The 22,475-nt window shown below is 52.1% G+C and carries 16 protein-coding genes; 13 read left to right on the plus strand and 3 right to left on the minus strand.

The window, feature by feature from the left end:
• Nucleotides 1-525 precede the first annotated feature (525 nt).
• The 8 genes from ACQ9LF_RS04395 to ftsY all read left to right on the plus strand — a co-directional run bounded on the left by ACQ9LF_RS04395 (nucleotide 526) and on the right by ftsY (nucleotide 12,006).
• Nucleotides 526-2,028 (plus strand): efflux transporter outer membrane subunit, encoded by a 1,503-nt coding sequence (locus ACQ9LF_RS04395; protein ID WP_462488156.1) that lies wholly within the window; start codon nucleotides 526-528, stop codon nucleotides 2,026-2,028.
• A 54-nt stretch (nucleotides 2,029-2,082) separates the two neighbouring features.
• Nucleotides 2,083-3,282, plus strand: a complete 1,200-nt coding sequence (locus ACQ9LF_RS04400) for an efflux RND transporter periplasmic adaptor subunit (protein ID WP_462488157.1) — start codon at nucleotides 2,083-2,085, stop codon at nucleotides 3,280-3,282.
• A 44-nt stretch (nucleotides 3,283-3,326) separates the two neighbouring features.
• Complete coding sequence (locus ACQ9LF_RS04405) at nucleotides 3,327-6,449, plus strand: efflux RND transporter permease subunit (protein WP_462488158.1); 3,123 nt, start codon at nucleotides 3,327-3,329, stop codon at nucleotides 6,447-6,449.
• A gap of 280 nt (nucleotides 6,450-6,729) precedes the next feature.
• Nucleotides 6,730-7,020, plus strand: coding sequence for a co-chaperone GroES (gene groES, locus ACQ9LF_RS04410; protein WP_462488159.1), 291 nt, complete (start codon nucleotides 6,730-6,732; stop codon nucleotides 7,018-7,020).
• Nucleotides 7,021-7,119: 99 nt separating this feature from the next.
• A complete protein-coding gene (groL, locus tag ACQ9LF_RS04415; RefSeq protein ID WP_462488160.1) occupies nucleotides 7,120-8,766 on the plus strand; it encodes a chaperonin GroEL in 1,647 nt (548 codons plus the stop codon).
• A gap of 290 nt (nucleotides 8,767-9,056) precedes the next feature.
• Entirely contained in the window at nucleotides 9,057-10,238 is a 1,182-nt protein-coding gene (locus ACQ9LF_RS04420) for an amino acid aminotransferase (RefSeq protein ID WP_462488161.1), read from the plus strand.
• Between the two features lie 218 nt (nucleotides 10,239-10,456).
• The gene (locus tag ACQ9LF_RS04425) at nucleotides 10,457-10,729 is read left to right on the plus strand and encodes a hypothetical protein (RefSeq protein ID WP_462488162.1); all 273 of its coding nucleotides are present in this window, start codon (nucleotides 10,457-10,459) and stop codon (nucleotides 10,727-10,729) included.
• 353 nt (nucleotides 10,730-11,082) lie between these two features.
• Entirely contained in the window at nucleotides 11,083-12,006 is a 924-nt protein-coding gene (gene ftsY / locus ACQ9LF_RS04430; RefSeq protein ID WP_462488163.1) for a signal recognition particle-docking protein FtsY, read from the plus strand.
• Nucleotides 12,007-12,290: 284 nt separating this feature from the next.
• On the opposite strand, the gene ACQ9LF_RS04435 is transcribed toward ftsY, so the two are convergent.
• The 3 genes from ACQ9LF_RS04435 to ACQ9LF_RS04445 all read right to left on the minus strand — a co-directional run bounded on the left by ACQ9LF_RS04435 (nucleotide 12,291) and on the right by ACQ9LF_RS04445 (nucleotide 14,110).
• A complete protein-coding gene (locus tag ACQ9LF_RS04435) occupies nucleotides 12,291-12,776 on the minus strand; it encodes an MgtC/SapB family protein (RefSeq protein ID WP_462488164.1) in 486 nt (161 codons plus the stop codon).
• A 110-nt stretch (nucleotides 12,777-12,886) separates the two neighbouring features.
• Nucleotides 12,887-13,405: a nitroreductase family protein gene (locus tag ACQ9LF_RS04440; RefSeq protein WP_462488165.1), complete on the minus strand. Its 519-nt coding sequence runs from the start codon at nucleotides 13,403-13,405 to the stop codon at nucleotides 12,887-12,889.
• A 3-nt stretch (nucleotides 13,406-13,408) separates the two neighbouring features.
• Entirely contained in the window at nucleotides 13,409-14,110 is a 702-nt protein-coding gene (locus ACQ9LF_RS04445) for a PH domain-containing protein (RefSeq protein ID WP_462488166.1), read from the minus strand.
• Nucleotides 14,111-14,296: 186 nt separating this feature from the next.
• Here ACQ9LF_RS04445 and der point away from each other — a divergent pair, with 186 nt between their 5' ends.
• The 5 genes from der (at nucleotide 14,297) to ACQ9LF_RS04470 (ending at nucleotide 22,454) form a co-directional block, all read left to right on the plus strand.
• On the plus strand, nucleotides 14,297-15,622 hold the full coding sequence (der, locus tag ACQ9LF_RS04450) for a ribosome biogenesis GTPase Der (protein ID WP_462488167.1): 1,326 nt from the start codon (nucleotides 14,297-14,299) through the stop codon (nucleotides 15,620-15,622).
• 20 nt (nucleotides 15,623-15,642) lie between these two features.
• Nucleotides 15,643-17,388 carry a carbon starvation CstA family protein gene (locus tag ACQ9LF_RS04455; protein WP_462488168.1) on the plus strand — a complete coding sequence of 582 codons (1,746 nt, stop codon included), beginning with the start codon at nucleotides 15,643-15,645 and terminating at the stop codon, nucleotides 17,386-17,388.
• Between the two features lie 387 nt (nucleotides 17,389-17,775).
• A complete protein-coding gene (locus tag ACQ9LF_RS04460; RefSeq protein ID WP_462488169.1) occupies nucleotides 17,776-20,085 on the plus strand; it encodes a GH92 family glycosyl hydrolase in 2,310 nt (769 codons plus the stop codon).
• Between the two features lie 59 nt (nucleotides 20,086-20,144).
• Nucleotides 20,145-21,314, plus strand: coding sequence for an MFS transporter (locus tag ACQ9LF_RS04465; RefSeq protein ID WP_462488170.1), 1,170 nt, complete (start codon nucleotides 20,145-20,147; stop codon nucleotides 21,312-21,314).
• Between the two features lie 30 nt (nucleotides 21,315-21,344).
• Nucleotides 21,345-22,454, plus strand: coding sequence for an ROK family protein (locus tag ACQ9LF_RS04470; RefSeq protein ID WP_462488171.1), 1,110 nt, complete (start codon nucleotides 21,345-21,347; stop codon nucleotides 22,452-22,454).
• The last annotated feature ends 21 nt before the right edge of the window (nucleotides 22,455-22,475 follow it).

The raw sequence follows: 22,475 nt of genomic DNA on the forward strand, positions 1-22,475 counted from the left end.
GTGCGGGCAAGTCAATCGATTTTTTGAGATGTTTCTGGATATTTTTTGAATGATAGTCAGATTGCTGGGGCGATAGGCGAGTATGTTTTTTGGGGTGTGTTGTAAGATTCTCAAACATAACGATTTATGGTCCAGTCACAAAAAAACGTCGGACCCTGTGCGTCGAAGAGGCCAGCGTAAAATAACACAACGCATAAAATAAGGGGTTGACAACGCGGCAGAAATTTGATAAATAATCATTTGAAATAAATGTTTTAAATATTTGTTGGCAAAATTAATCATAAAGTGGAGTCACAAAAGATAGAAATATAAAACCCAGTTCAAGCAGCACTTTTTGAATTGTGTTTCCGGCTGAATCACCCTTTGCGGCGGTTTCTCATTTGCTTTGCAGGGTGCGGCCTATATAATCTCAATTGATTGTATCTCCGGAACAACAGATATCACCTCAAGGGCTTTTGTCAGGATAGTCAACCTCTGCGGTGTTGTTATAACAATGCCGACGGGACGAGTGATAAGGATGAATAGATGATGGATATGAATAGAACACGAGAAAATCGATCCATATGGATGCGGGATGCACTGATTGTGATATTGGCTCTTGGTGCGGCTGCGGCAATGCAGGGCTGTACCGTGGGTCAGGAATACCAGCAGCCCAAATGGGATGTCCCGGAGCAGTGGTCGCAGGACTCGGCGGGGGTCGTGGCCGTCCAGACAGATCCCAATCTCGCTGAGTGGTGGACAATATTTGGCGACGCCCAGCTCAATGAACTGATTCAACAGGCTCTGGCGGAAAATCGCTCCATCCAGGCGGCAGTGTATCGGCTGCAAGCCTCTCGAGCGATGTGGGATTATGCTGCGGGGCAGTACTCTCCCACGGTGGATGCGATGGGGGCTTACAGTCGTGTCAAAGTTGGCAAAGACGGTACGATGCTTTCTCACGACCCGATCGACCCGATCAATCTGCATTCAGCTGGATTTGATTTTCAATGGGAGATCGATTTATTTGGTCGCATTAAGCGGTCTGTCGAATCCGCCAAGGCCTCTTATCAGGCTTCCGTCGAAGATTATCGGGATGTGATGGTGACGCTGCTGGCCGAAGTGTGCCGTAATTATATTGAATTGCGAACCATCCAGGCCCGGATTGTCTATGTCACGGAAAACATCACTATTCAGCAGCGGACGCTGGAGTTAACCCAAAGTCGGTTTCAGTATGAATTGGCTCCCGAGCTGGATGTGCGACAGGCCGAATCCAATCTGGCCAGCACCCGATCGGAACTGCATGTGCTGAAGATTGCAGAGGCTGCGGCAATACACCGTCTGGGAGTGCTGCTGGGCCGGATGCCGACATCGCTCAAAGACCGTCTGGGGACCTTCTCGGGGATGCCGACGATTTGCCGACAGGCTGTGATTGGTGTGCCTGCGGATGTGCTTCGCAATCGTCCTGATATTCGTCGTGCCGAACGGCAGCTTGCGGCTCAGACGGCCCGAATCGGAGTGGCGACAGCGGATTTATACCCCTCGCTGCAGCTGGTCGGTACGTTTGAAATTCAATCCCGTCAATTGAGCGGTTTGGGCAATATTCATAACCAGGCCTATTCGGTTGGTCCCGGGCTGCGGTGGAATCTGTTTGACGGCAACCGCATTCGTAATGTGATTAAAATGGAAGAAGCTGCGGCAAAGGAATTGCTGGCCAACTGGGAAAATGCGGTCCTGTTGGCTGCTGAGGATGTGGAAAACGCCTTGGTCTCCTATTATCAGCAGCAGCAGCGTCAGGCCCTGCTGGCCGAATCCGTTCAAGCTTCGGTGCGGTCGGTGGAACTGGTGGAAAAGCTGTATCAGACCGGGCTGACCGATTTCCAGAATGTTCTGGTGACGCAGCGGTCGTTGTTTGTCCAGCAGGATCAGCTTGCCGCCAGCCAGGGCGAAGTATTGCAGACGCTGGTGCGGCTCTATAAAGGCTTCGGCGGCGGCTGGCAGATTTCACATACCCCAGACACCGTCGGGCAGGCCCAGCCGGCAACGCATTAAACCCATCGTTATGGTTGATTTCTCATTATCCATTGAAAGGCAGGTTTTCGGACTATGAAGAAAGTGATTTCCTTTTTGCTGCTGGCAGTGCTGGCAGCAGTCATCTTGTGGTTCGTTTATAAACGGGTAACTGTCCAGGCGGCACCTCAGCAGGGGGCGATGGGAATGGCTCCTGTGGTGATGGTTCAGGACCCTGTGGTTCAGGATGTTCAAGCGTATTATGAGTTTACAGGGAATACCGATGCGATTGAGCAGGTCGATATTCGTGCCCGCGTCAAGGGATATCTCAAGAGCGTCGATTATGTGGATGGCACAGAAGTCAAGGCCGGAGATCTGCTGTTTACTATCGAAAGCGACGAGTATCGGGCTCGCTGCGAACAGCTCACGGCGCAGCTTGCCGTGGCCGAAGCGGAACTGCAGCGGGCGCAACTGGATTATGAGCGTGTCCAAAAGGCTGTCCAGGTCAATGCCGTCAGTCGCCAGGATCTGACCACCCGGGAGGCGGAATTCCATCAGGCTCAGGCCCGCGTGCTGGCCGCCAAAGCCAGTCTGCAGACTGCCGAGCTTGATTTGAGTTATACACGCATTACCAGTCCCATAGATGGGCGGGTCAGCCGCAGGCTGGTGGATGTCGGCAACCTGGTCGGTGCCGGAGACAATACCCTGCTGGCTACGGTGGTCCGCATGGATCCAATGTATGTGTACTTCAATGTTGGCGAAGATGTGTATCATCAATTCTTTCTGAAATATCAATCCGATGCCAAACAAGGCTCTGGACCTAAATTTGAGATCGGTCTGCCAGGACAGCAAGGGTATGCCTACGAAGGAGTACTGGATTATATTGACAATAAGACCGATACCATGACGGGGACAATTACGGTTCGCGGGCAGGTGGCCAATGCCGACAAGCGGCTGCTGCCGGGGATGTTTGTGCGGATTCGTGTGCCCGCCGAGATGAAAACCAATGCAGTTCTGGTGGATGAACGGGCGGTTAATTCCGATGTTGGCGGCAAGTATATTCTGACGGTAAATGCCCAGAATAGTGTGGAGTATAACCCTGTCAAACTGGGTCCCAAGGTTGGTGACAAAATTGTGATTGAGTCTGGCCTCAAGAAGGATCAGACGTATATTGTCAGCGGATTTCATCTGATCCGGCCGGGGGCTCCCGTGACTCCGCAGCGGGCAGGTCAGGCGGCCCCCGCCCCGGCCCAAAAGGAAGCGGGCAAGCCTGCCTCGGCAAATCAAAACCCATAACCCTGTCAGCATCAAACCTGATGCGGTAAGGAGATCGTCTATCTATGATTAGTGAATTTTTTATCAATCGTCCGATTTTTGCCAGCGTGATATCAATTGTCATTGTGCTGATCGGCCTGATTACTATTCCGATGCTGCCCGTGGAAAAGACGCCGGATATTACTCCTCCGACCGTGGTGGTCGAAGCGACGTATCCCGGTGCCAATGCGGAAGTCGTGGCCGAAACCGTGGCCACGCCCATCGAGCAGGCGATCAACGGTGTCGATAATATGCTGTATATTTCCTCCAGTTGCAGCGACAATGGACGGATGAGCGTGACGGTAACATTTGAAGTGGGTACCGATATCGATATGGCCACGGTGCTGGTGCAGAACCGCGTTGCCACCGTCGAAGCCAAGCTGCCCGAAGAAGTCAAACGCCTGGGGATTACCACACAAAAGCAGTCATCCAATATTACGCTGGTGGCCAGCCTGATTTCACCCGATGGCCGGTACGACGATATTTATATGAGCAATTATGTCAATCTGCGGATGAAAGACGAACTGCTTCGTGTGCCGGGGGTGGGAAACATTATGGTTTTCGGTTCCAAGGATTTTGCCATGCGGTTATGGCTGGATCCGGAAAAACTCAAAGCCCGTCATTTGACCACGGGTGATGTGCTGGCGGCGGTGCGGGAACAGAATATTGAAGTCGCTGCCGGCCAGATTGGTTCGACGCCCAGCCCCGACAACCAGCAATTCCAGTATACCATCAAAACACTCGGGCGTTTGAGTACGGTTCAGGAATTTGAAGATATTGTACTCAGAGCCGCTCCGAACGGTCAGATTTTGCGGCTTAAAGATGTGGCCCGTGTCGAACTGGGCGCCGAAGGCTATTACTGGTCGGTTCAGCTCAATGGCAAACCGTCGGTTGCAATGGGGGTTTTTCAGCGGCCCGGTGCCAATTCGCTGCAAGTGGCGACCGGCATTGCTCAAAAGCTGGAAGAGCTGTCCAAGTCGTTTCCGGAAGGCCTGGAATATTATATTCCATATAACCCCACCACCTTTGTCAGTGAGTCGATTCACGAAGTGCTGGTTACGCTGATCTTTACTGTGATTCTGGTGATTCTGTCGGTGTATATCTTTCTGGAAGACTGGCGGGCAACCCTCATTCCGTCGATCACCATCCCGGTGTCGCTGATTGGCACCTTTGCCGTGATGCTGGCGCTGGGGATGTCGGTTAATACCCTGACGATGTTCGGCCTGGTGCTGGTTATCGGTATTGTGGTGGATGATGCGATTGTCGTGGTGGAAAACGTCAGTCGTATCATGGAGCATGAGAATCTGTCTGCTCGCGATGCCTCCATTAAGGCGATGAAACAGATTACCGGCCCGATTATTGCGACTACGCTGGTGCTGCTGGCGGTGTTTGTGCCGACGGTCATCATGGGCGGCATCACCGGTATGCTGTATATGCAGTTTGGTATTACGATTGCCATTGCGGTATGTTTTTCAACCATTAACGCCCTGACGCTCAGCCCGGCATTGACGGCGCTGCTGCTTCGGCCCCGCAGCGAACACGGCAACCGTCTGGCCAAATGGTTTGACCGGTTTATGAAAAGCTCCACCAGCAGTTATGTGAACGTGGTGCGGTCGGTTATTCGTAAAAGCATCTTTGCGATGCTGATTTTTGCAGTCATGACAGCCGGTTCTCTGATGTTATTAAAGAAGCTGCCGACAGGTTTTATTCCTGATGAAGATGAAGGGTCTGTTTTTGTGAATGTGCGTCTGCCGGATGGCTCAACTCTGGAACGAACGCAAAAGGTGTTGGAGCAGGTTGGACAGATCCTTCAGACCACTCCTGGTATCCAGGATTATGTGTCGGTGGCGGGGTATTCCATGCTGGATGGGACTCTTGCGGCCAATGGCGGGATATGTTTTGTCAATCTGAAGCCCTGGGCCGAACGCAAAGACCCCTCGCTGCAGGTCTCGGCAATCATCGGTACTTTGCAAAAGCGGCTGTTTGGCATAACCGACGGCTTTTGCCTGGTCTTCGGTCCGCCGTCGATTCGTGGTCTGGGTAATACCGGCGGCTTTGAGCTAAGGCTTCAGGATCGCGGCGGTGCTGGCCTGCTGGCTCTCGAGAAGGCGGCCAATGACTTGTTGGCTAAAGCCAGTGCCAGCCCCGTAATCACCCGACTCAACAGCACGTTCCGGGCCAGTGTGCCGCAGTTGTATGTGGATATCGACCGCGTCAAGGCCAAGAGTCTTGGTGTGCCGCTGAGCACCGTGTTTGATACCCTGCAGACGTATCTGGGCAGTACGTATGTCAACGATTTTAACCTGTTTGGGCGAACGTTTAAGGTCGTCGCTCAGGCTGACCGGGAATTTCGTGCTACCGCCGACAGCATCGGTCAGCTTGAGGTTCGCAATGCACAGGGTCAAATGCTGCCGCTGCGAACACTGCTGACGGTTCGGGATACGATTGGCCCGCAGCTTGTGACACATTACAATCTGTATCCGTCGTCCACTATTACCGGTTCAGTCAATCCGGGTTTCAGCTCCGGCCAGGGGATTGCCGAGATGGAACGGCTCTGCAAGGAAACGCTGCCGTCCAGTATTGGTTATGAATGGTCGGGGATGAGTTATCAGGAAATTCGAGCCGGAAATCAGGCCCCGATTATCTTTATGGTGGCGGCGCTGTTTTCATTTTTGTTCCTGGCGGCTCAATATGAAAGCTGGACGATTCCGGTGGCGATTGTGTTTGCCGTGCCGCTGGCGCTGCTGGGGGCGGTATCATTTACCTGGCTTCGCGCGTATGACAACAATATCTATACACAAATTGGTATTGTGCTGCTGATTGGTCTGGCCAGCAAGACCGCGATTCTGCTGGTGGAATTTGCCAAATCCCATCACGAGGAAGGCTATGGTATCGAAGAATCGGCGATTGAAGCCGCCCGCTTGCGGTTCCGTCCGATTCTGATGACGGCATTATCGACCCTGATTGGTACGGTTCCTCTGGTGCTCGCCACCGGTGCCGGCGCGGTGGCTCGACGAGCGTTAGGAACCGCGGTTTTTGGCGGCATGCTGCTGGCGACAGTGTTTGGAGTCTTGATGGTTCCAGTCTTCTATGTGGTGGTTCAGAAGCTAACTGAGATAATTCGTCCGAAAAAAGCACACCAGGCATAACTGGCAGGACAACATCAGACCTGTCGGGTCTGGTGTCAACTCTGCCATACTGGCAGTGAAAGCTAATTATAATCGGCAGGTTCATTTATAAATGGACCTGCCGTATTTTTTTGTAAATGCTTTATAAGAAACAGGATACAGTGTGTTCGCTGGGTATTTCTCGGGATTTGGCACGTAGTTTGCATTTTCCCGCTTTTCCAAGTAGAGATGTTTGTTTCGACAGAAACAAGACCAATAAAATCGGAATAAAATAGTATTGTATTGAAAGGAGTAACACACAATGAACATCAGACCTTTGGCGGATAAGGTGATTGTTCAGCGAATCGAAGCGGAGTCCAAGACGGCCGGCGGTATCGTTCTGCCGGATTCGGCCAAGGAAAAACCCCAGCGCGGAAAGGTGATTGCCGTGGGTGAAGGGAAACTGCTTGATAATGGAAAACGCGGTGAAATGACGGTAAAAAAGGGACAGGAAGTCCTGTTTACCAGTTATGCCGGCACAGAAGTTAAAATTGATGGCAAGGAATATCTGATTATGGACGAATCGGATATTATGGCTATTGTTGAAGCATAAATCAATGTATGAGTGTATTTGGCCGGCGGAACTAAGGAAATCATGTCCAAGACTCCGGACAAAGGACTCTGACCAAGACAGAATACAGGAGAAATCATCATGGCAGCTAAAAAAATAGCATTCGATACAGAAGCACGCGCGGCGATCCGTGAGGGCGTTCGCAAGCTTGCACGTGCCGTTAAAATTACCCTTGGCCCTTGCGGCCGCAACGTCATTCTCGAAAAATCCTTTGGTTCACCTACCGTCACCAAGGACGGCGTATCGGTCGCCAAGGAAATCGAGCTGTCTGACCCGTATGAAAATATGGGCGCCCAAATGGTCAAAGAAGTGGCCTCCAAAACCAGCAATGTCGCCGGTGATGGGACTACAACTGCGACCATTCTGGCCGAAGCCATTTTCGAGGAAGGGTTGAAGAATATTACTGCCGGGGCCAACCCGATGCAGGTCAAACGCGGCATCGATAAGGCCGTCGAGACCATCATTGAAGAACTCAAGAAGATGTGCATCCCGATTGAATCCAGCAAGCAAATCGAACAGGTTGCAACCTGCTCGGCCAACCAGGATGCTGAAATCGGCAAGACCCTGGCTCAGGCCATGGATAAGGTCGGCAAGGACGGCGTTATTACGGTTGAAGAAGGTCAGTCGCTGGATACCGTCGTGGACCTGCTGGAAGGGATGCAGTTTGATAAAGGCTATTTGTCTCCGCACTTTATCACCAATCCCGAAGAACGCACCTGTGTCCTGGAAAAGCCCTTTGTGCTGATTTACGAAAAGAAAATCTCGGCGGTCAAGGCACTGGTGCCTCTGCTGGAGCAGGTTGCCAAGGCCGGACGTCCGTTGTTGATTATCGCCGAAGATGTCGAAGGCGAAGCCCTGGCGACTCTGGTGGTCAACAAGCTCCGCGGCGTGCTGAATGTCTGTGCCGTCAAGGCCCCCGGTTTTGGCGACAGACGCAAAGCCATGCTACAGGATATCGCAGTCCTGACTGGCGGCGAGGCCATCTTCGAGGATCTCGGCGTGCAGCTTGAAAATGTCAAGCTCAGTCAGCTCGGTCAGGCCAAACGCATCACCATCGACAAGGACACCACAACTATTGTCGAAGGTGCCGGCAAGACCAGCGACATCAAGGGTCGTATCGAGCAGCTCAAGCGTGAAATTGAAGCTTCGACCAGCGAATACGATATTGAAAAGCTTCAGGAACGTCTGGCCAAGCTGGCTGGCGGCGTGGCCGTCATCAAAGTTGGTGCGGCCACCGAAGCCGAAGTTAAGGAAAAGAAGGCCCGCGTCGAAGACGCCCTGCATGCCTGCCGTGCTGCGGTTGAAGAAGGCATTCTGCCCGGCGGCGGCGTTTCCATGCTCAAGTGCCTGCCGGCCCTGGACAAAATCAAAACCTCCGGCGACGAGCAAATCGGTGTCGATATTATCCGTCGCGCCGTCGTGGCCCCGATCAAGCAGATTGCGGCCAATGGCGGTCTCGATGGGTCCATCGTCGCCCAGAAGGTCATGGAGTCCAAGGAAAAGAACTTCGGGTATGATGCGGTTCGCAAGGAATACGGCGACATGATCAAATTCGGCGTCATCGTTCCGACGAAAGTGGAGCGTACCGCCCTGCAGAACGGTGCCTCGATTGCGTCGCTGCTGCTGACGACGGATGCGATTGTCAGTGAAATCCCTGAAAAGAAAGAAGCCCCTGCAATGCCCGGTGGCGGCGGCATGGGTGGTATGGGCGGCATGGGAATGTACTAAGCCGATAAAACCGTATCGTTTCTTTCTGTGTTGTTCTCCCAACGACGGGGAGTCAGAGGAACGAATATGCCCCAACAGTGGAATTACTCCTACGGGTCTGGCTTTTGCCAGGCCCGTTTTTTTTTCGGCGGGTGGACGAGAGGGTGTATATTGCGGACTTATTAGCCAATGGTCCAGCCTATCAAGGGATTTTATCGACAAAACAAACATTTGCAAAATAAGCTGAAAGTCGGTATAAATCTACGGGTTTTGAAAGAACAAGATAAAATTGTCGATGTGGAGAGTTCAAAATGTTTGAAAAGCTTGAAATGGCCCCGGCCGACCCGATTCTGGGCCTGACAGAGGCGTTTAACAAGGATCCCAATCCCAACAAAATCAACCTGGGCGTGGGGGTCTATAAGGATGAAGCGGGTAATACCCCGATCATGAACTCCGTCCGCAAGGCGGAAAAACTCCTCGTCGAGACCGAAAAAACCAAAAGCTATCTGCCCATCCCGGGCGCCCCGGCCTACGGCAAGGTCGTCCAGGAACTGGTCTTCGGCAAAAACAGCAAAGTCATCGCCTGCACTGCCCAGACCCCCGGCGGAACAGGGGCTCTTCGGATTGCCGGCGAATTCCTCAAGAAATTCAAACCCAACGCCAAAGTCTGGGTCAGCGATCCGACCTGGCCCAATCATAACGGCATTTTTGGTGCTGTGGGATTCCCTGTTGGCAAGTACACCTATTATAATCCCCAAACCCGCAGTCTGAATTTTGAGGGGATGCTTGCTTCGCTGAAGGCGATGACCCCGGGTGATATTGTTGTCCTGCATGCCTGCTGCCATAACCCCAGTGGTATCGATCCGACTGCCGAGCAGTGGAAGCAGATTGCAGCGGTTGCCAAAGAAAAAGACCTCTTCCCGCTGATTGATTTTGCTTATCAGGGCCTGGGACGCGGACTTGAAGAGGATGCTGAAGGCGTGCGGATTCTGGCAGCGGCTATACCGGAGATGATTGTTTGCAGTTCATTCTCCAAGAACTTCGGCTTGTATAATGAGCGCGTGGGTGCAGTAACACTGACAGCAGCGACTCAGGATGCTGCCGACAAAGCCTTTAGCCATCTGAAGATCACCATTCGCGTTATTTATTCCAATCCGCCGAGCCATGGCGGTTCGGTTGTGACCACGATTATGAACAGCCCCGAGCTTCGCAAGGAATGGGAAGCGGAGGTGGCGGAGATTCGCCAGCGTATCAAGCAGATGCGTGAACTGTTTGTATCGACTTTGAAAGCCAAAGGCGTCAAGCAGGACTTTTCTTTCCTGACGACTCAATACGGAATGTTTTCGTTTAGCGGCCTCAGTGATGATCAGGTCAAAACACTCAAAGAAAAATACGGCATCTACATCGTGGGCGGCGGACGTATGAATGTGGCCGGGATGACGAAGGCCAACATGGAACCGCTGTGTCAAGCGATTGCAGAAGTCCTGAAATAAGCTGCGGTTACAAAACGAACCAAACCAACTTGCGTGAAAAAACGTACAAAAGTCAGGAATTCGAAGGTTAGCCTGGAGTTCCTGACTTTTTATTTGTGCCCAAGGGGCAGGATTATGCCTTGAGCAAATAAGCAGACGGTTGAAGTTGCCTTATTTCGCCGAGGCGAAACGGCAATTTCAAGTAGAATCAAATTGAATTGGATTTTTTTCAGGAGCCGATGATGTTTCGATTTTTCTTTTCCCGGCCGGTCAGCAATCAGATTTCCAGCACGCTGATTCGGGGCAGTATTTTTGGCGGGTTGTTTCTGATTGGATTTGGCCTTTTGGTTTTTGTTTTACGGGATTTGTTTGCCTTTCTGGCGGCGGCAGTATTTTTTCTGGCTGGATTTTCGGCTATTGGCTATGGAATCCGAATGTGGGTTGTGATGTACAAAAGCAGCAAAAACGATATAATGTATCGCGATAATGTGACGATCCACTATGAACCGTGAAGCAAAAACGTACCTAAATTAACACGTTTTTCAGAAAAAGGACAAAAATAACACAGAAAAATGCAAAAAATACGTAGTTTCCACAATAGAAATTACCCTGCTTGTTGCTGTAAAATAATCGCCTATGGGAGGACACTCGCTGGGCATACTGGCTTATGATTGGCGGCAGGGAGCAGGGGAAGAATAGGGGGTTCTTCCTTTTTTCTTTTCTTGTTGCATTTCCTTTTCACTTGAAAAAAGCACCTGTTTCTGCGACACTGCCGGGGTGAAAAATAGGCAAATTTGCCCTTGTTGGCAGCTCTGTTTTATTAGGAATCATGGCACTATCCATCGATGTCAGATTGGGAGTATTTATGGGTTTTTTTTCAAAAACAGTACAGTTTATCAAGGATCACCTGACCAAGACCCGTCAGAAGATCAGTTCGAGTCTGTCTGCAGTTCTGACTTTTGGACGGAAAATTGATGAGCAGCTCCTGGATGAGCTTGAACAGACGCTGATAGGCGATGATATTGGCGTGGAAACAACCGAACGGCTGATTAACGACATTCGAACGGCGTGGAGAGCGGGCAAGGTTAAAAGTGCCGAGGAAATTGTGCCATTTCTCAAAGAGCAGATGAAAACCTACTGGCCCGCTCAGGACCGGCAGCTCAAGCTGGCCGCATCCGGCCCGACGGTCATCCTGGTGGCGGGAATCAATGGTTCGGGCAAGACGACCAGTATTGCCAAGCTGGCTCATATCCTGAGTCGAAATAATAAAAAAGTTGTCGTTGCGGCCTGTGATACCTTCCGGGCGGCGGCGGTCGAACAGCTCAGTATCTGGGCCGAGCGGATCGGTGTGCAGATTGTCCGTCATCAGCAGGGGTCGGATCCGGCGGCGGTAGCCTATGATGCCTGCCAGGCGGCATTAAATCGGAATGCGGATTACCTTATTCTCGATACAGCAGGTCGCCTGCATACCCAAAAACATCTGATGGATGAACTGGGCAAGATTCGCAGCGTGGTGGTCAAGCAAATCCCCGGCGCGCCGCATGAGGTACTGTTGGTGCTGGATGCCACGACCGGTCAGAACGCGATTATTCAGGCTAAGATGTTTTCTGAGACAGTTCAGGTCAGTGGTATTTTCCTGGCCAAGTTGGACGGTACTGCCCGCGGGGGTATTGTGATTGCGATCAAAGACATGCTGGATATTCCCGTCAAATTTGTCGGCCTGGGCGAAAAACCGGAGGATATTGCCGAATTTGATCCGGATGAATTTGTCGAGGCCCTGTTTGCATAACTGAAAACAGGGGAGTTTTTAATGGGTTTTTATCGGATAATCTGTGCCTGATATGTACTATGTTTATCCGAAATATACTCTGTCTGGTAAGTAATTGTACGGATAACATTTTAGGGATATAAAAGAAGAAAGCGGCGGTAAGGAGGCAACCGCCGCTTTGCAGGTCCAGGTTAAAGAACCTGGCTTTAGGAGGAGGAGGGTAATGTCTTATTGCTCTTGCTATATCATACGATATATTGCTATTTTGGTTCAAGTAAAATTTTGAAAAATGCTCATATCTCTATTTACTGGCTTATCTTATCATTCTTTAAAGGATTATTTTTCCGCAATTTCTGCTCGAGGGGAGACAGTCCCATCAGAACGATAATAGCCAGAATGACCGTCGCGGCGGCTAATCCGTAAAGCCTTGCGCCACAAGCAATTCCAACTGCTGTAACCAGCCAGATGGTGGCTGCGGTGGTCAACCCCTGAACATTGCCCTGCTGATGGATTAAAACCCCGGCCCCAAGGAAGCCAACCCCTGTTACGACCCCTTGAATCACCCTGGTTTCGGCATCCGGATTAATACTGATATTTTTAGCGATGAGAGTGAATGCCGCGGCTCCCATACATATCAGCATATTGGTCCGTAATCCAGCCGGTTTCTGGTGTATTTCCCGTTCGATGCCGATAATCCCGCCGTACACCAGAGCAGCCAAAAGCGGGGGCAGGAAGCTGAGTAGTCCTGTGTTGGCGGCTATTTCCTTGAATTCTTGTAATAATGTATCCATAATCTATTTATAAACAGATTGGCAAATCTTCCAGACTCATATTTATGAATCGACCAGAAAGAGAGTTTACACAAGGATGAATATCAATATTTTATAATGCAACCCCCTGTTTACCAGGTGTTACTGTGAATTTTTGAGTATTTCAGTTTGTCTTTGGTGACCGGGCGGAGTTTCTGGTCGGGCTGGCCGATGGCGACCAGGGATAGGACGCGGATGGAATCGGGAATACCCAGAATCTGGCGGACGCGTGCTTCGCTGTCGGTCCCATCAGCCGTCTGGCGGAGACGAATCTGCACCCAGCAGCTTCCCAGTCCCAGGCTGTGAGCGGCCAGATGGGTGATGATCGAGGCGATGGAGCAATCCTCAATCCAGACATCACAGGCGTCCGGGTCTGCGCAAATGACCACCGCAAGGGCGGCGTGTCGGACGAATTCGGCGCCGTGCTGTTTAGCCCCGGATAACTGTTCCAGCAGGGATTTGTCCTGAACGAAGATAAATTCCCACGGGTCCAGCCCGCGTGAGGAGGGACTTCGCAGGATGGCCTCTTTGAGAAGTTCTATCTGTTCAGGGGCAATCGGGGCGGATTTGTATTTGCGAATACTGCGTCGAGTACGTAACAGGTCCAGCATAGATTAATCCACGTGAATGACGCCCTGTTTGCGATCGGAGCTCAGAGCGGCGGTTTTGATAAAATCATAGGCGTTTTTGGGGTTTGCGATTTTTTCGAATATAAACTCCGGCGTGCTCTGGTCTTTGGTCATCAGAGTCAGCGTGCCAATATTGAGTATGCAATCCAGCAGCGAGCGGTGCAGTTTAATATCGACGATGCGAAACATATCGAGATTATCAATTTTGCGACTGAAGATGCCGCGCACCCATTCGATCCGGTCGGCGGAGATTTCATAGCGGATACTTTTGATGCGGGCAATCTGGTAGGCAGCATACAGGACGACGATAAAGATGATGCCCATGCCGGCCAGTCGGATTATCTGTTCGGTGTGTTCAAGGGTGTTATCGGTAAGATTGGGGATTTGCCTGAGCAGACTGCTCAACGGCCAGATCAGCAGAATCATGCCGAGTATAAAAAACATCGTTGCCGACAAGAGCGTCCCTGCTATCCCCCACAGAGAGGGGACCGCGATAATTGTGTCGGGGCCTTTTGTCTGAGTATCGTCCGGCTGCTCAGGACGCGGCGGCAGTTTCCGGCGGGCATGGTTGGAGACGGGAAGGCCTTTGTCGTCCTCCAGAAACTCCTTGCAGAAGCGGCATTTCATCGCTTCGGCGTTGATTCGCTCGCCGCAAAACGGACATTTTTTGGTTTGTTCTATCGCCATCTAAGCTTTATTTTCTACCTGTCATTCTGTTGTTATTTCGGCAAAGCCTGCATTACTGCTGTAAAATACACGAAATTGGCAGGTTATGGCAAGCAATTATGATTGCAGAAATTCTTTTTTCACGGTGGAAGGTCTGGTATAATAAAAAGTTTATATTACGACATAATTACTCTTGAAAGAATAGATATGGCATTACCAACCGTTGCAATCGTAGGCCGGCCTAATGTCGGCAAAAGCAGCCTGTTTAACGCCCTGGTCGGGCAGATGATTAGCATTGTTGACCCGATAGCAGGGGTGACGCGTGACCGGGTCTCGACGATTGTCGATTATCAAGATCGGTATTTTGAGCTGGTTGATACCGGCGGTTACGGGATTGTGGATAGCGATGCTCTGAGCGAACACGTCGAGAACCAGATTTTTCAGGCCCTGGCGGCGGCAGCGGTGGTGATTTTTGTTGTCGATGTGCAGGAAGGGCTGGTCCCGCTGGATATCCGGATGGCGGAATTGCTTCGGAAATATAATCTCAAGGTGATTTTTGTTGCCAACAAATGTGACACGCCCAAACATGCCCGCGGAGCGACGGAATTTACCCAGCTTGGTTTTGGGGATCCGATTTGTATCTCGACAACGCATAACCTGAATAAAACAGAGATATTAGAGCGGGTATGCCAGGAGCTGGATCATCTGCCCAAAGAAAAACCCAAAGATGCGATTATGAAGATTGCGATTGTCGGCAAACGCAACGCCGGCAAGAGCACCTTTGTCAATGCGATTGTCGGTGAGGAACGGGTGATTGCCAGTGAGGTGCCGGGCACGACGCGGGATGCGGTGGATGTGCGATTTGAAAAGGACGGACGGACGATTATTGTGATTGACACGGCCGGGGTCCGCAAAAAAGCCAAAATGGATAACAGTATCGAGTTTTATGGTTATACTCGGGCTGAACGCAGCATCAAACGAGCCGATGTTGTGCTGTTTATGATGGATGCGACGACGCCGCTGGGACAGGTGGATAGGAAACTGGCCCACCTGATTGCCGAAGAATACAAGCCGTGTGTGCTGGTGGTGAATAAATGGGACCTTGCCAAAGGTTTTGCCTGCACAGATGATTATGCGGATTACATGAGCAAGGTGATTCCCAATCTGCCGCATGCCCCGATAGCGTTTACGACGGCTAAAGATGGAAAGAATATTGGAGGTGTGCTGGACCTGGCGACGGAATTATTCAAGCAATCCTCGGTTAAGGTTCCCACCGGCAAACTGAACAAGGTGATAGATGTTCTGCGTCAGGAGAAGACCTCCTCCAAACGTGCGGGTGTGCCGCGGATTTATTATGGTACTCAGGTGTCTGTGCGGCCGATATCGATACTGCTGTTTGTTAACCGGATTAACTTGTTTGATGATAATTTCCGACGATATGCCGTAAATCGTCTTGGCGAATTGCTGGGGCTGGAAGAAGTTCCCATTCGGCTGCTGCTGCGGGAACGAACACGGCGGAGTTTCAATGACTGAGTATTGAGGTTCAGCTGACTATGGATGCACTGGTGTTAATGCTGGTCTGCGGGGTGGGGTATCTGGTGGCTTATTATACGTATGGGCGGTGGCTGTCCCGCAGAATCTTCGGCTTGAAGGCTGCCAACCCCGTGCCCAGCCGGGAGCTGGAGGATGGCATCGATTATGTCCCGTCGCGCAAGGGCATGCTGTTTGGGCATCATTTTACGTCCATTGCCGGAACAGGACCGATCATTGGCCCGGCGATCGGCTTAATCTGGGGGTGGCTGCCGGCGCTGCTGTGGGTGACGCTGGGGTGTATTTTTATGGGGGCGGTACACGATTTCGGGGCGTTGGTCATTTCGCTTCGCAACGAAGGGAAAAGCATTTCCGAAATTGCTTCACGCTATATCAATCCGCGGGTACGGCTGCTGTTTTTTCTGATAGTGTTTTTTGCGTTGCTGATCATCATTGCCATTTTCGGGATTGTGATTGCGACGGTCTTTAAGCTGTATCCGGCCAGTGTGATTCCCACGTGGCTGCAGATTCCGATTGCTATTGCGCTGGGGTGGGGGGTGTATAAGAAAAATGCCAATGTAGCAGTCTGTACGATTGCGGCGGTGGGGGGGATGTATCTGATGATTGGTCTGGGGGCCTATCTGGAACATCGCTGGCCGGGGATATCGCAACTGCCGGAGGTGTGGGGGATGCCCTCGACGGGATTGTGGACGATACTGCTATTGATTTACTGCTCGGTTGCTTCGACCCTGCCGGTGACATTTCTGCTGCAGCCGCGGGATTATATCAATGCCTGGCAGTTATTTTTGATGATGGGGCTGCTGGGGGCCGGTGTTGTCGGGGCGGCCTTGTTTTCGGATTCCTTTACGCTGTGTGCGCCGGCGATTCATCGCCCGGTTCCGGCGGATGTGCCGGGGTTGATGCCGATGATGTTTGTAACGATTGCCTGCGGGGCAATCAGCGGATTTCATTCGCTGGTGGCCAGCGGGACCAGCCCCAAGCAGCTTGCCAGTGAGCCGGATGCCCTGTTTATCGGGTACGGGTCAATGCTGCTGGAAGGGATGCTGGCAGTGCTGGTGATTATTGCCATTACAGCAGGGCTGGGGATGGGGTATGAGGGGCTGACCGGCAGGGCGGTATGGGACCAGTTTTATACCGGCTGGATGGAAGGACGCAGTATGAAAGACAATCTCCAGCCGGTGGCGGTTGGGGCGGCTAATATGATGCAGACTCTGGGGATCCCCCAGGGTCTGGGGCTGGCGATTTTCGGTGTTTTTGTCTGTTCGTTTGCGGGCACAACGCTCGATACCGCGGTTCGAATTCAACGCTATGTGGTCGCCGAGATTGCCGACGATATGAAACTGTCTGTCTTGTCGGGACGCTATCCGGCGACGGTCATTGCGGTGATTTCGGCGGCGATTCTGGCATTTCTGGATACTTCCGGGGGGCATATCCGATTCGGAGCGAATGCTACAGGCGCCCTGAGGCTGTGGCCGCTGTTTGGGACGGTGAATCAATTAATGGCGGCACTGGCGCTGCTGGTGGTTACGATGTACCTGCGCCGCAAGGGAGGTCCAAGCTGGCTGATCGCGGGATTGCCCTGTCTTGTGATTTTAAGTATTACCTGCTGGGCGATGGTCCTCAATGAAATCGGATTTATTCATCAGAAAAACTGGCTGCTGGGCAGTGTGGGTGCGGTGATTCTGATTATGGCGGTCTGGATGACGGCTGAGACGGCCATTCAATTCTGCATCAAAAAAAGTCAATAAAATCCTGATTCAGAACGCAGATTTGTCCTGATAAACCCAGATTAATATTGTACCATTTATAGGACAATTGTAACACGCCTTGTTCTGTCTGAGGTGATTTGTTTTGCCCTGCATTCCGCAACGTATTTGCAAATCGATAGTTATGTTTTGGTGGGGACGGTCTAAGCTGTTATACTAAAGATGCTTACGGCGGCACTCCTCAGGAAAATATCAGGTTGAAGTTTGCCGGCCCATAAGGTACACTACGCGCATCATGGAGCGTCGATAGGATAAACGTTGCGCCGACAGAGATCATGGCCGTCAGTGCCGGGTACCCGAATTCTCTGTGGGTGTTGTGTTGATATCGCAAGGCCGTCAATCGCAAAATCGAAACCAGGAGAATCCGAAATGAATTCGCAATTACCTGTACGCCTGATGTGGGGGATTATTGGTGCGGGGCTGTTGTGTTCCGCTGTGGGCTGTGCAGCCTCAGCTGCCGCCCGAGATTACACCGAGCTGGTCAACCCGCTGGTTGGCACTGATTCAACCTTCAATTTTTCCACCGGCAATACTTACCCGGCGATTGCAGTTCCATGGGGAATGAACTTCTGGACACCCCAGACCAACAAGATGGGGGATGGATGGGGCTATCAGTATGATGCCTTCAAGATTCGCGGTTTCAAACAGACTCACCAGCCCAGCCCGTGGATTAATGACTATGCTGCGTTTTCGCTGATGCCGGTGGTGGGGAAGCTGGAAGTGGATCAGGAAAAGCGAGCCTCGTGGTTTTCGCACAAGGCCGAAATCTCTCGCCCGCATTATTATCGGGTGTATCTGGCCGACCCTGATGTGACCGTGGAAATTACCCCGACTGAACGGGCGGCCCAGTTCCGTTTTACGTTCCCGGAGTCGGACGCGTCCTATGTCCTTTTGGATGCATTCAATAAAGGCTCATTTGTCAAGATTGTGCCTGCCGAACGGACCATCATCGGTTACTGCCGCAACAACAGCGGCGGGGTGCCGAACAACTTCCATAACTATTTTATCGCTGTGTTTGATACGGATTTTGAAGAGGTTTCGACCTGGAATGACTGGAAAGTCCAGGCCGGGCAGACCGAAGACAAAGGTGAGCACGTGGGTGCTGTGGTGCGGTTCAAGACCACCAAAGGCCAGAAAGTCCATGTCCGGGTGGCGTCTTCGTTCATTAGCCCCGAGCAGGCCAAACTCAACCTGACGCGTGAACTGGCCCAAGATACCTTTGACCAGACCTGCCAGAAGGCCAAAGAGGCCTGGAATCAGCAGTTGGGTCGTTTTGATGTCAGCGGCGGGACTCTTGACCAGTACAAAAACTTCTACACGGCCCTTTATCGGGCGATGCTGTTCCCGCGGAAATTCTATGAAATCGATGCCGACAATAAAATCGTTCATTACAGCCCGTATAATGGCGAAGTCCTGCCGGGGTATATGTTCACCGACAACGGCTTCTGGGATACCTTCCGTGCGGTGTTTCCGTTCTTTACGCTGATGTATCCGGAACTGAATGCCCAGATTATGGAAGGCCTGGCCAATACTTACAAGGAAAGCGGATGGCTGCCGGAGTGGGCCAGCCCCGGGCACCGCGACTGCATGATCGGGTCCAATTCGGCTGTGAATATTGCCGACTCCTATTTAAAGGGCATTCGTGGTTACGATATTGACACCCTGTATCAGGGTATTCTGAAAAATTCTGAAAACGCCGGCCCGTTGCGGTCGGTAGGGCGGTTTGGGGTGGAGTATTATAACAAGCTCGGTTACATTCCCTGTGATGTGGATGTCAATGAGAACGTGGCCCGCACGCTGGAATACTGCTTTGCCGACTTTAATATCTGGAAGCTGGCCAAAGCCCTGAATCGTCCGCAGGAAGAAATCGACCGGTTCTATAAACGTGCCCAGTATTACAAAAATGTCTTTGATGCCTCGACCAACTTTATGCGAGGCAAAAAGAAAGACGGAAGCTGGTCCACGCCGTTTGTGCCCGAGAAATGGGGCGGTGATTTTACTGAAGGCTGTGCCTGGCATTATACCTGGTCGGTCTTCCATGATCCGCAGGGCCTGATGAATCTGATGGGCGGGGCTAAACCGTTTGTGGAGAAGCTCGATGCGGTCTTTACGACGCCGCCCAAATACGACTGTTCGTATTATGGCTTCCCGATTCACGAAATCATCGAAATGACGGTCATGGATCTGGGGCAGTATGCCCACGGCAACCAGCCCATTCAGCATATGATTTACCTGTATAACTATGCCGGCCAGCCATGGAAGGCACAGCAGCGGGTCCGTGAAGTGATGGAAAAGCTGTATTCTCCGACGCCGGACGGTTTGTGCGGCGACGAGGACAATGGTCAGACCTCGGCATGGTATGTCTTTTCGGCGATGGGTTTCTATCCGGTCTGTCCCGGTGCGGGTGAGTATGTTATCGGTGCTCCGCTGTTCCAGAAGATTACGCTGAAGCTGGAAAACGGCAAGACCTTTGAGATTCAGGCCCCGCAGAATTCCAAAGACAATCTCTATATTCAGTCCGCCACTTTCAATGGCAAGCCTTACACCAGGACGTTCCTGCGTCACGATGCGATTCTGGCAGGCGGAACGGTACGCTTTGAGATGGGGCCGCAGCCCAATACCCAGTGGGGTACGGCGCCGGAAGATGCCCCGTATTCGATGTCTCTGGAAAACCAGTAACAAGCATGTAACACGGTGCAGTGTAGTCCAATAATCGATATTTCAGAAAGGAAGACCAAATGAGAATGAAGACCCTGCCGATTCTGCTGGCGTTCTTTGTCATGGGTGTCGCTGATGCGATGGGACCGATGTCGGATGCGGTGAAGGAGAATTATCAACTGAGCAATGTCGTGGCGACATTGCTGTCATTTTTTGTGTTCATTGCTTTTGCCGTGTTCAGTGTGCCCGGCGGTCTGCTGGCGGCCCGCATCGGCAAGAAAAATCTGCTGCTGCTGGGATTGGGTCTTAACGCGGTGGCGATGCTGGTGCCGTGTCTGATTGTGCCCAATTTTATATTGCTGCTGGTCTGTATCTTTGTTCTGGGTGTCGGTACCACCTTCCTGCAGGTTGCGGGTAACCCGATTATGCGGGATGTCAGCGCCGAAGGGGCTTACGGTCGTAACCTGAGTTTTGCGCAGGGCTTCAAGGGTGTCGGCAGTACGGTGTCTTCGTTTATTGTCGGCGGCACGGCCCTGTCGGGTATTGCCATTCTTGCCAAAATGGGCTGGCGCGGCGTGTTCCCCATCTTTTTTGTCCTGATGGCAGGTGCCTTTGTCTGGGTGCTGACGCTGAAGATTGAGGAGACCAAGGCGGATGTTCCCCCGAGCATCGGTTCCAGTCTGGGCCTGCTGCAAAAGCCGGTCTTTGCCCTGGCGGTTCTGGGGATTTTTCTGTATGTGGGGGCTGAAGCTTCCATGGGACGGTTCCTGCTGCCGTTGATGAAAGAAGCCAAAGTGGCCGAAAAAACCGCCGAAAAATTCAGTGCCCCCTTCTTTTTCCTGATGCTGACGGTTGGCCGTCTGCTGGGAGGGGCGGTGTTGACGATGATGACTCCGCGAAACTTTTTCCGTGTCTCTGCGGCTTTGGGTCTGCTGGGCGGTCTGGGGCTGATGTTTGGCGGTTCGACTCTGGCGATTCCGTCGGTTCTGGCTGCGGGTCTTGGTTTTGCCAACATCTGGCCGATGCTGTTCTCGATTACCGTGGAAGAAGAGCCGAGCCGGGCCAGTGAATTAAGCGGCCTGATGTGTATGGCGATTGCCGGCGGGGCCATTGTGCCGATGGTGATGAGCAAACTGGTGGATGCCAAGATGGGAACCCTGTCTTATATCGTTCCGGCGATCTGTTTTGCGTACCTGCTGGTGTTGTCGCTGAAAGGCCCCAGTAAAGCCGAAAAATGCGCCTGCTGCTAATCCAGTAATTCATTCAGAAGGGAAGTAACCATGAGTTATATCCATGATAAACGAATCGTCCTGACGCTCGATGCGGGCGGGACCAATTTTGTGTTCTCTGCGATGCAGGGAGTGACCGAAGTTGCCAAACCGGTCCGGCTGCCGGCCTATGCCAAAGAACTGGACAAGAGCCTGGATACGATGGTGCAGGGTTTCAAGCAGGTCATGGAACAGTTGCCGCAAAAGCCGGTGGCGATCAGTTTTGCGTTTCCCGGGCCTGCGGATTACCCCAACGGCATCATCGATAATATGGGCAATCTGCCGGCCTATGGCGGCGGTGTTGCCCTCGGGCCGTTTCTGGAGGAGACCTTTGGGATTCCGGTCTTTATCAATAACGACGGCGATCTGTTCGTTTATGGCGAAGCGATAGGGGGTTTTCTGCCTAAAGTGAATCAAATGCTTGCGGATGCCGGCTCGCCCAAACGGTTCAAAAATCTGTTCGGCATTACGCTGGGTACGGGTTTTGGCGCCGGGATTGTCCGCGATGGTCAGCTTTATATCGGCGACAATTCCGCCGCCGGTGAAATCTGGATTACCCGCAACAAGCGGCATCCCAAATGTTTCGCAGAAGAAGGAGTCAGCATTCGGGCTGTGCAGGGAACCTATGCCCGTGTGGCCGGGATTGATCCTGCTGCAGCTCCGTCGCCCAAGGACATTTACGAAATCGGCATCGGCAAACAGCCCGGCCATAAGGCCGCGGCCTTGCAGGCCTTTGCCGAGATGGGCGAAGTCATCGGTGACGCCCTGGCCAATGCGATTACCCTGCTGGATGGCCTGATTGTCATCGGCGGCGGGCTTGCAGATGCCTATCCGTTGTTTATTGGATCCGTGCTGGCCGAGATGAATGGCACCATCGAAAGCTATACCGGCCAGAAGCTGCCCCGAATTGTCCAGAAAACCTTCGATCTGGAGGATCCGCAGCAATGTCAGCAGTTTATCGCGGGGAATGTCAAGCAAATCACCGTCCCGCGGTCGCACAAGACACTGCCATACGATTCGATGAAACGGCTGGGTATCGGCCATGCGGTGCTGGATACGAGCAAGGCGGTATCCGTAGGGGCTGCGGTCTTTGCTTTGCAGACACTGGATCGCCGGCAATAGAATCGACTCGTAACAAAATCG

Origin of the sequence: Anaeroglomus insulsum, assembly GCF_050689095.1 — a bacterium.
Lineage (GTDB): Bacteria > Planctomycetota > Phycisphaerae > Sedimentisphaerales > Anaerohalosphaeraceae > Anaeroglomus > Anaeroglomus insulsum.

Bases quoted from the DNA above. Each gene is read 5' to 3' on its own strand.
- ACQ9LF_RS04465 (WP_462488170.1), top strand. From the start codon at position 20,145: ATGAGAATGAAGACCCTGCCGATTCTGCTGGCGTTCTTTGTCATGGGT.
- groL (WP_462488160.1), top strand. From the start codon at position 7,120: ATGGCAGCTAAAAAAATAGCATTCGATACAGAAGCACGCGCGGCGATC.
- ACQ9LF_RS04425 (WP_462488162.1), top strand. From the start codon at position 10,457: ATGATGTTTCGATTTTTCTTTTCCCGGCCGGTCAGCAATCAGATTTCC.
- ACQ9LF_RS04440 (WP_462488165.1), bottom strand. From the start codon at position 13,405: ATGCTGGACCTGTTACGTACTCGACGCAGTATTCGCAAATACAAATCC.
- ACQ9LF_RS04435 (WP_462488164.1), bottom strand. From the start codon at position 12,776: ATGGATACATTATTACAAGAATTCAAGGAAATAGCCGCCAACACAGGA.
- der (WP_462488167.1), top strand. From the start codon at position 14,297: ATGGCATTACCAACCGTTGCAATCGTAGGCCGGCCTAATGTCGGCAAA.
- ACQ9LF_RS04455 (WP_462488168.1), top strand. From the start codon at position 15,643: ATGGATGCACTGGTGTTAATGCTGGTCTGCGGGGTGGGGTATCTGGTG.
- ACQ9LF_RS04400 (WP_462488157.1), top strand. From the start codon at position 2,083: ATGAAGAAAGTGATTTCCTTTTTGCTGCTGGCAGTGCTGGCAGCAGTC.
- ACQ9LF_RS04405 (WP_462488158.1), top strand. From the start codon at position 3,327: ATGATTAGTGAATTTTTTATCAATCGTCCGATTTTTGCCAGCGTGATA.
- ftsY (WP_462488163.1), top strand. From the start codon at position 11,083: ATGGGTTTTTTTTCAAAAACAGTACAGTTTATCAAGGATCACCTGACC.
- ACQ9LF_RS04460 (WP_462488169.1), top strand. From the start codon at position 17,776: ATGAATTCGCAATTACCTGTACGCCTGATGTGGGGGATTATTGGTGCG.
- groES (WP_462488159.1), top strand. From the start codon at position 6,730: ATGAACATCAGACCTTTGGCGGATAAGGTGATTGTTCAGCGAATCGAA.
- ACQ9LF_RS04445 (WP_462488166.1), bottom strand. From the start codon at position 14,110: ATGGCGATAGAACAAACCAAAAAATGTCCGTTTTGCGGCGAGCGAATC.
- ACQ9LF_RS04395 (WP_462488156.1), top strand. From the start codon at position 526: ATGATGGATATGAATAGAACACGAGAAAATCGATCCATATGGATGCGG.
- ACQ9LF_RS04470 (WP_462488171.1), top strand. From the start codon at position 21,345: ATGAGTTATATCCATGATAAACGAATCGTCCTGACGCTCGATGCGGGC.
- ACQ9LF_RS04420 (WP_462488161.1), top strand. From the start codon at position 9,057: ATGTTTGAAAAGCTTGAAATGGCCCCGGCCGACCCGATTCTGGGCCTG.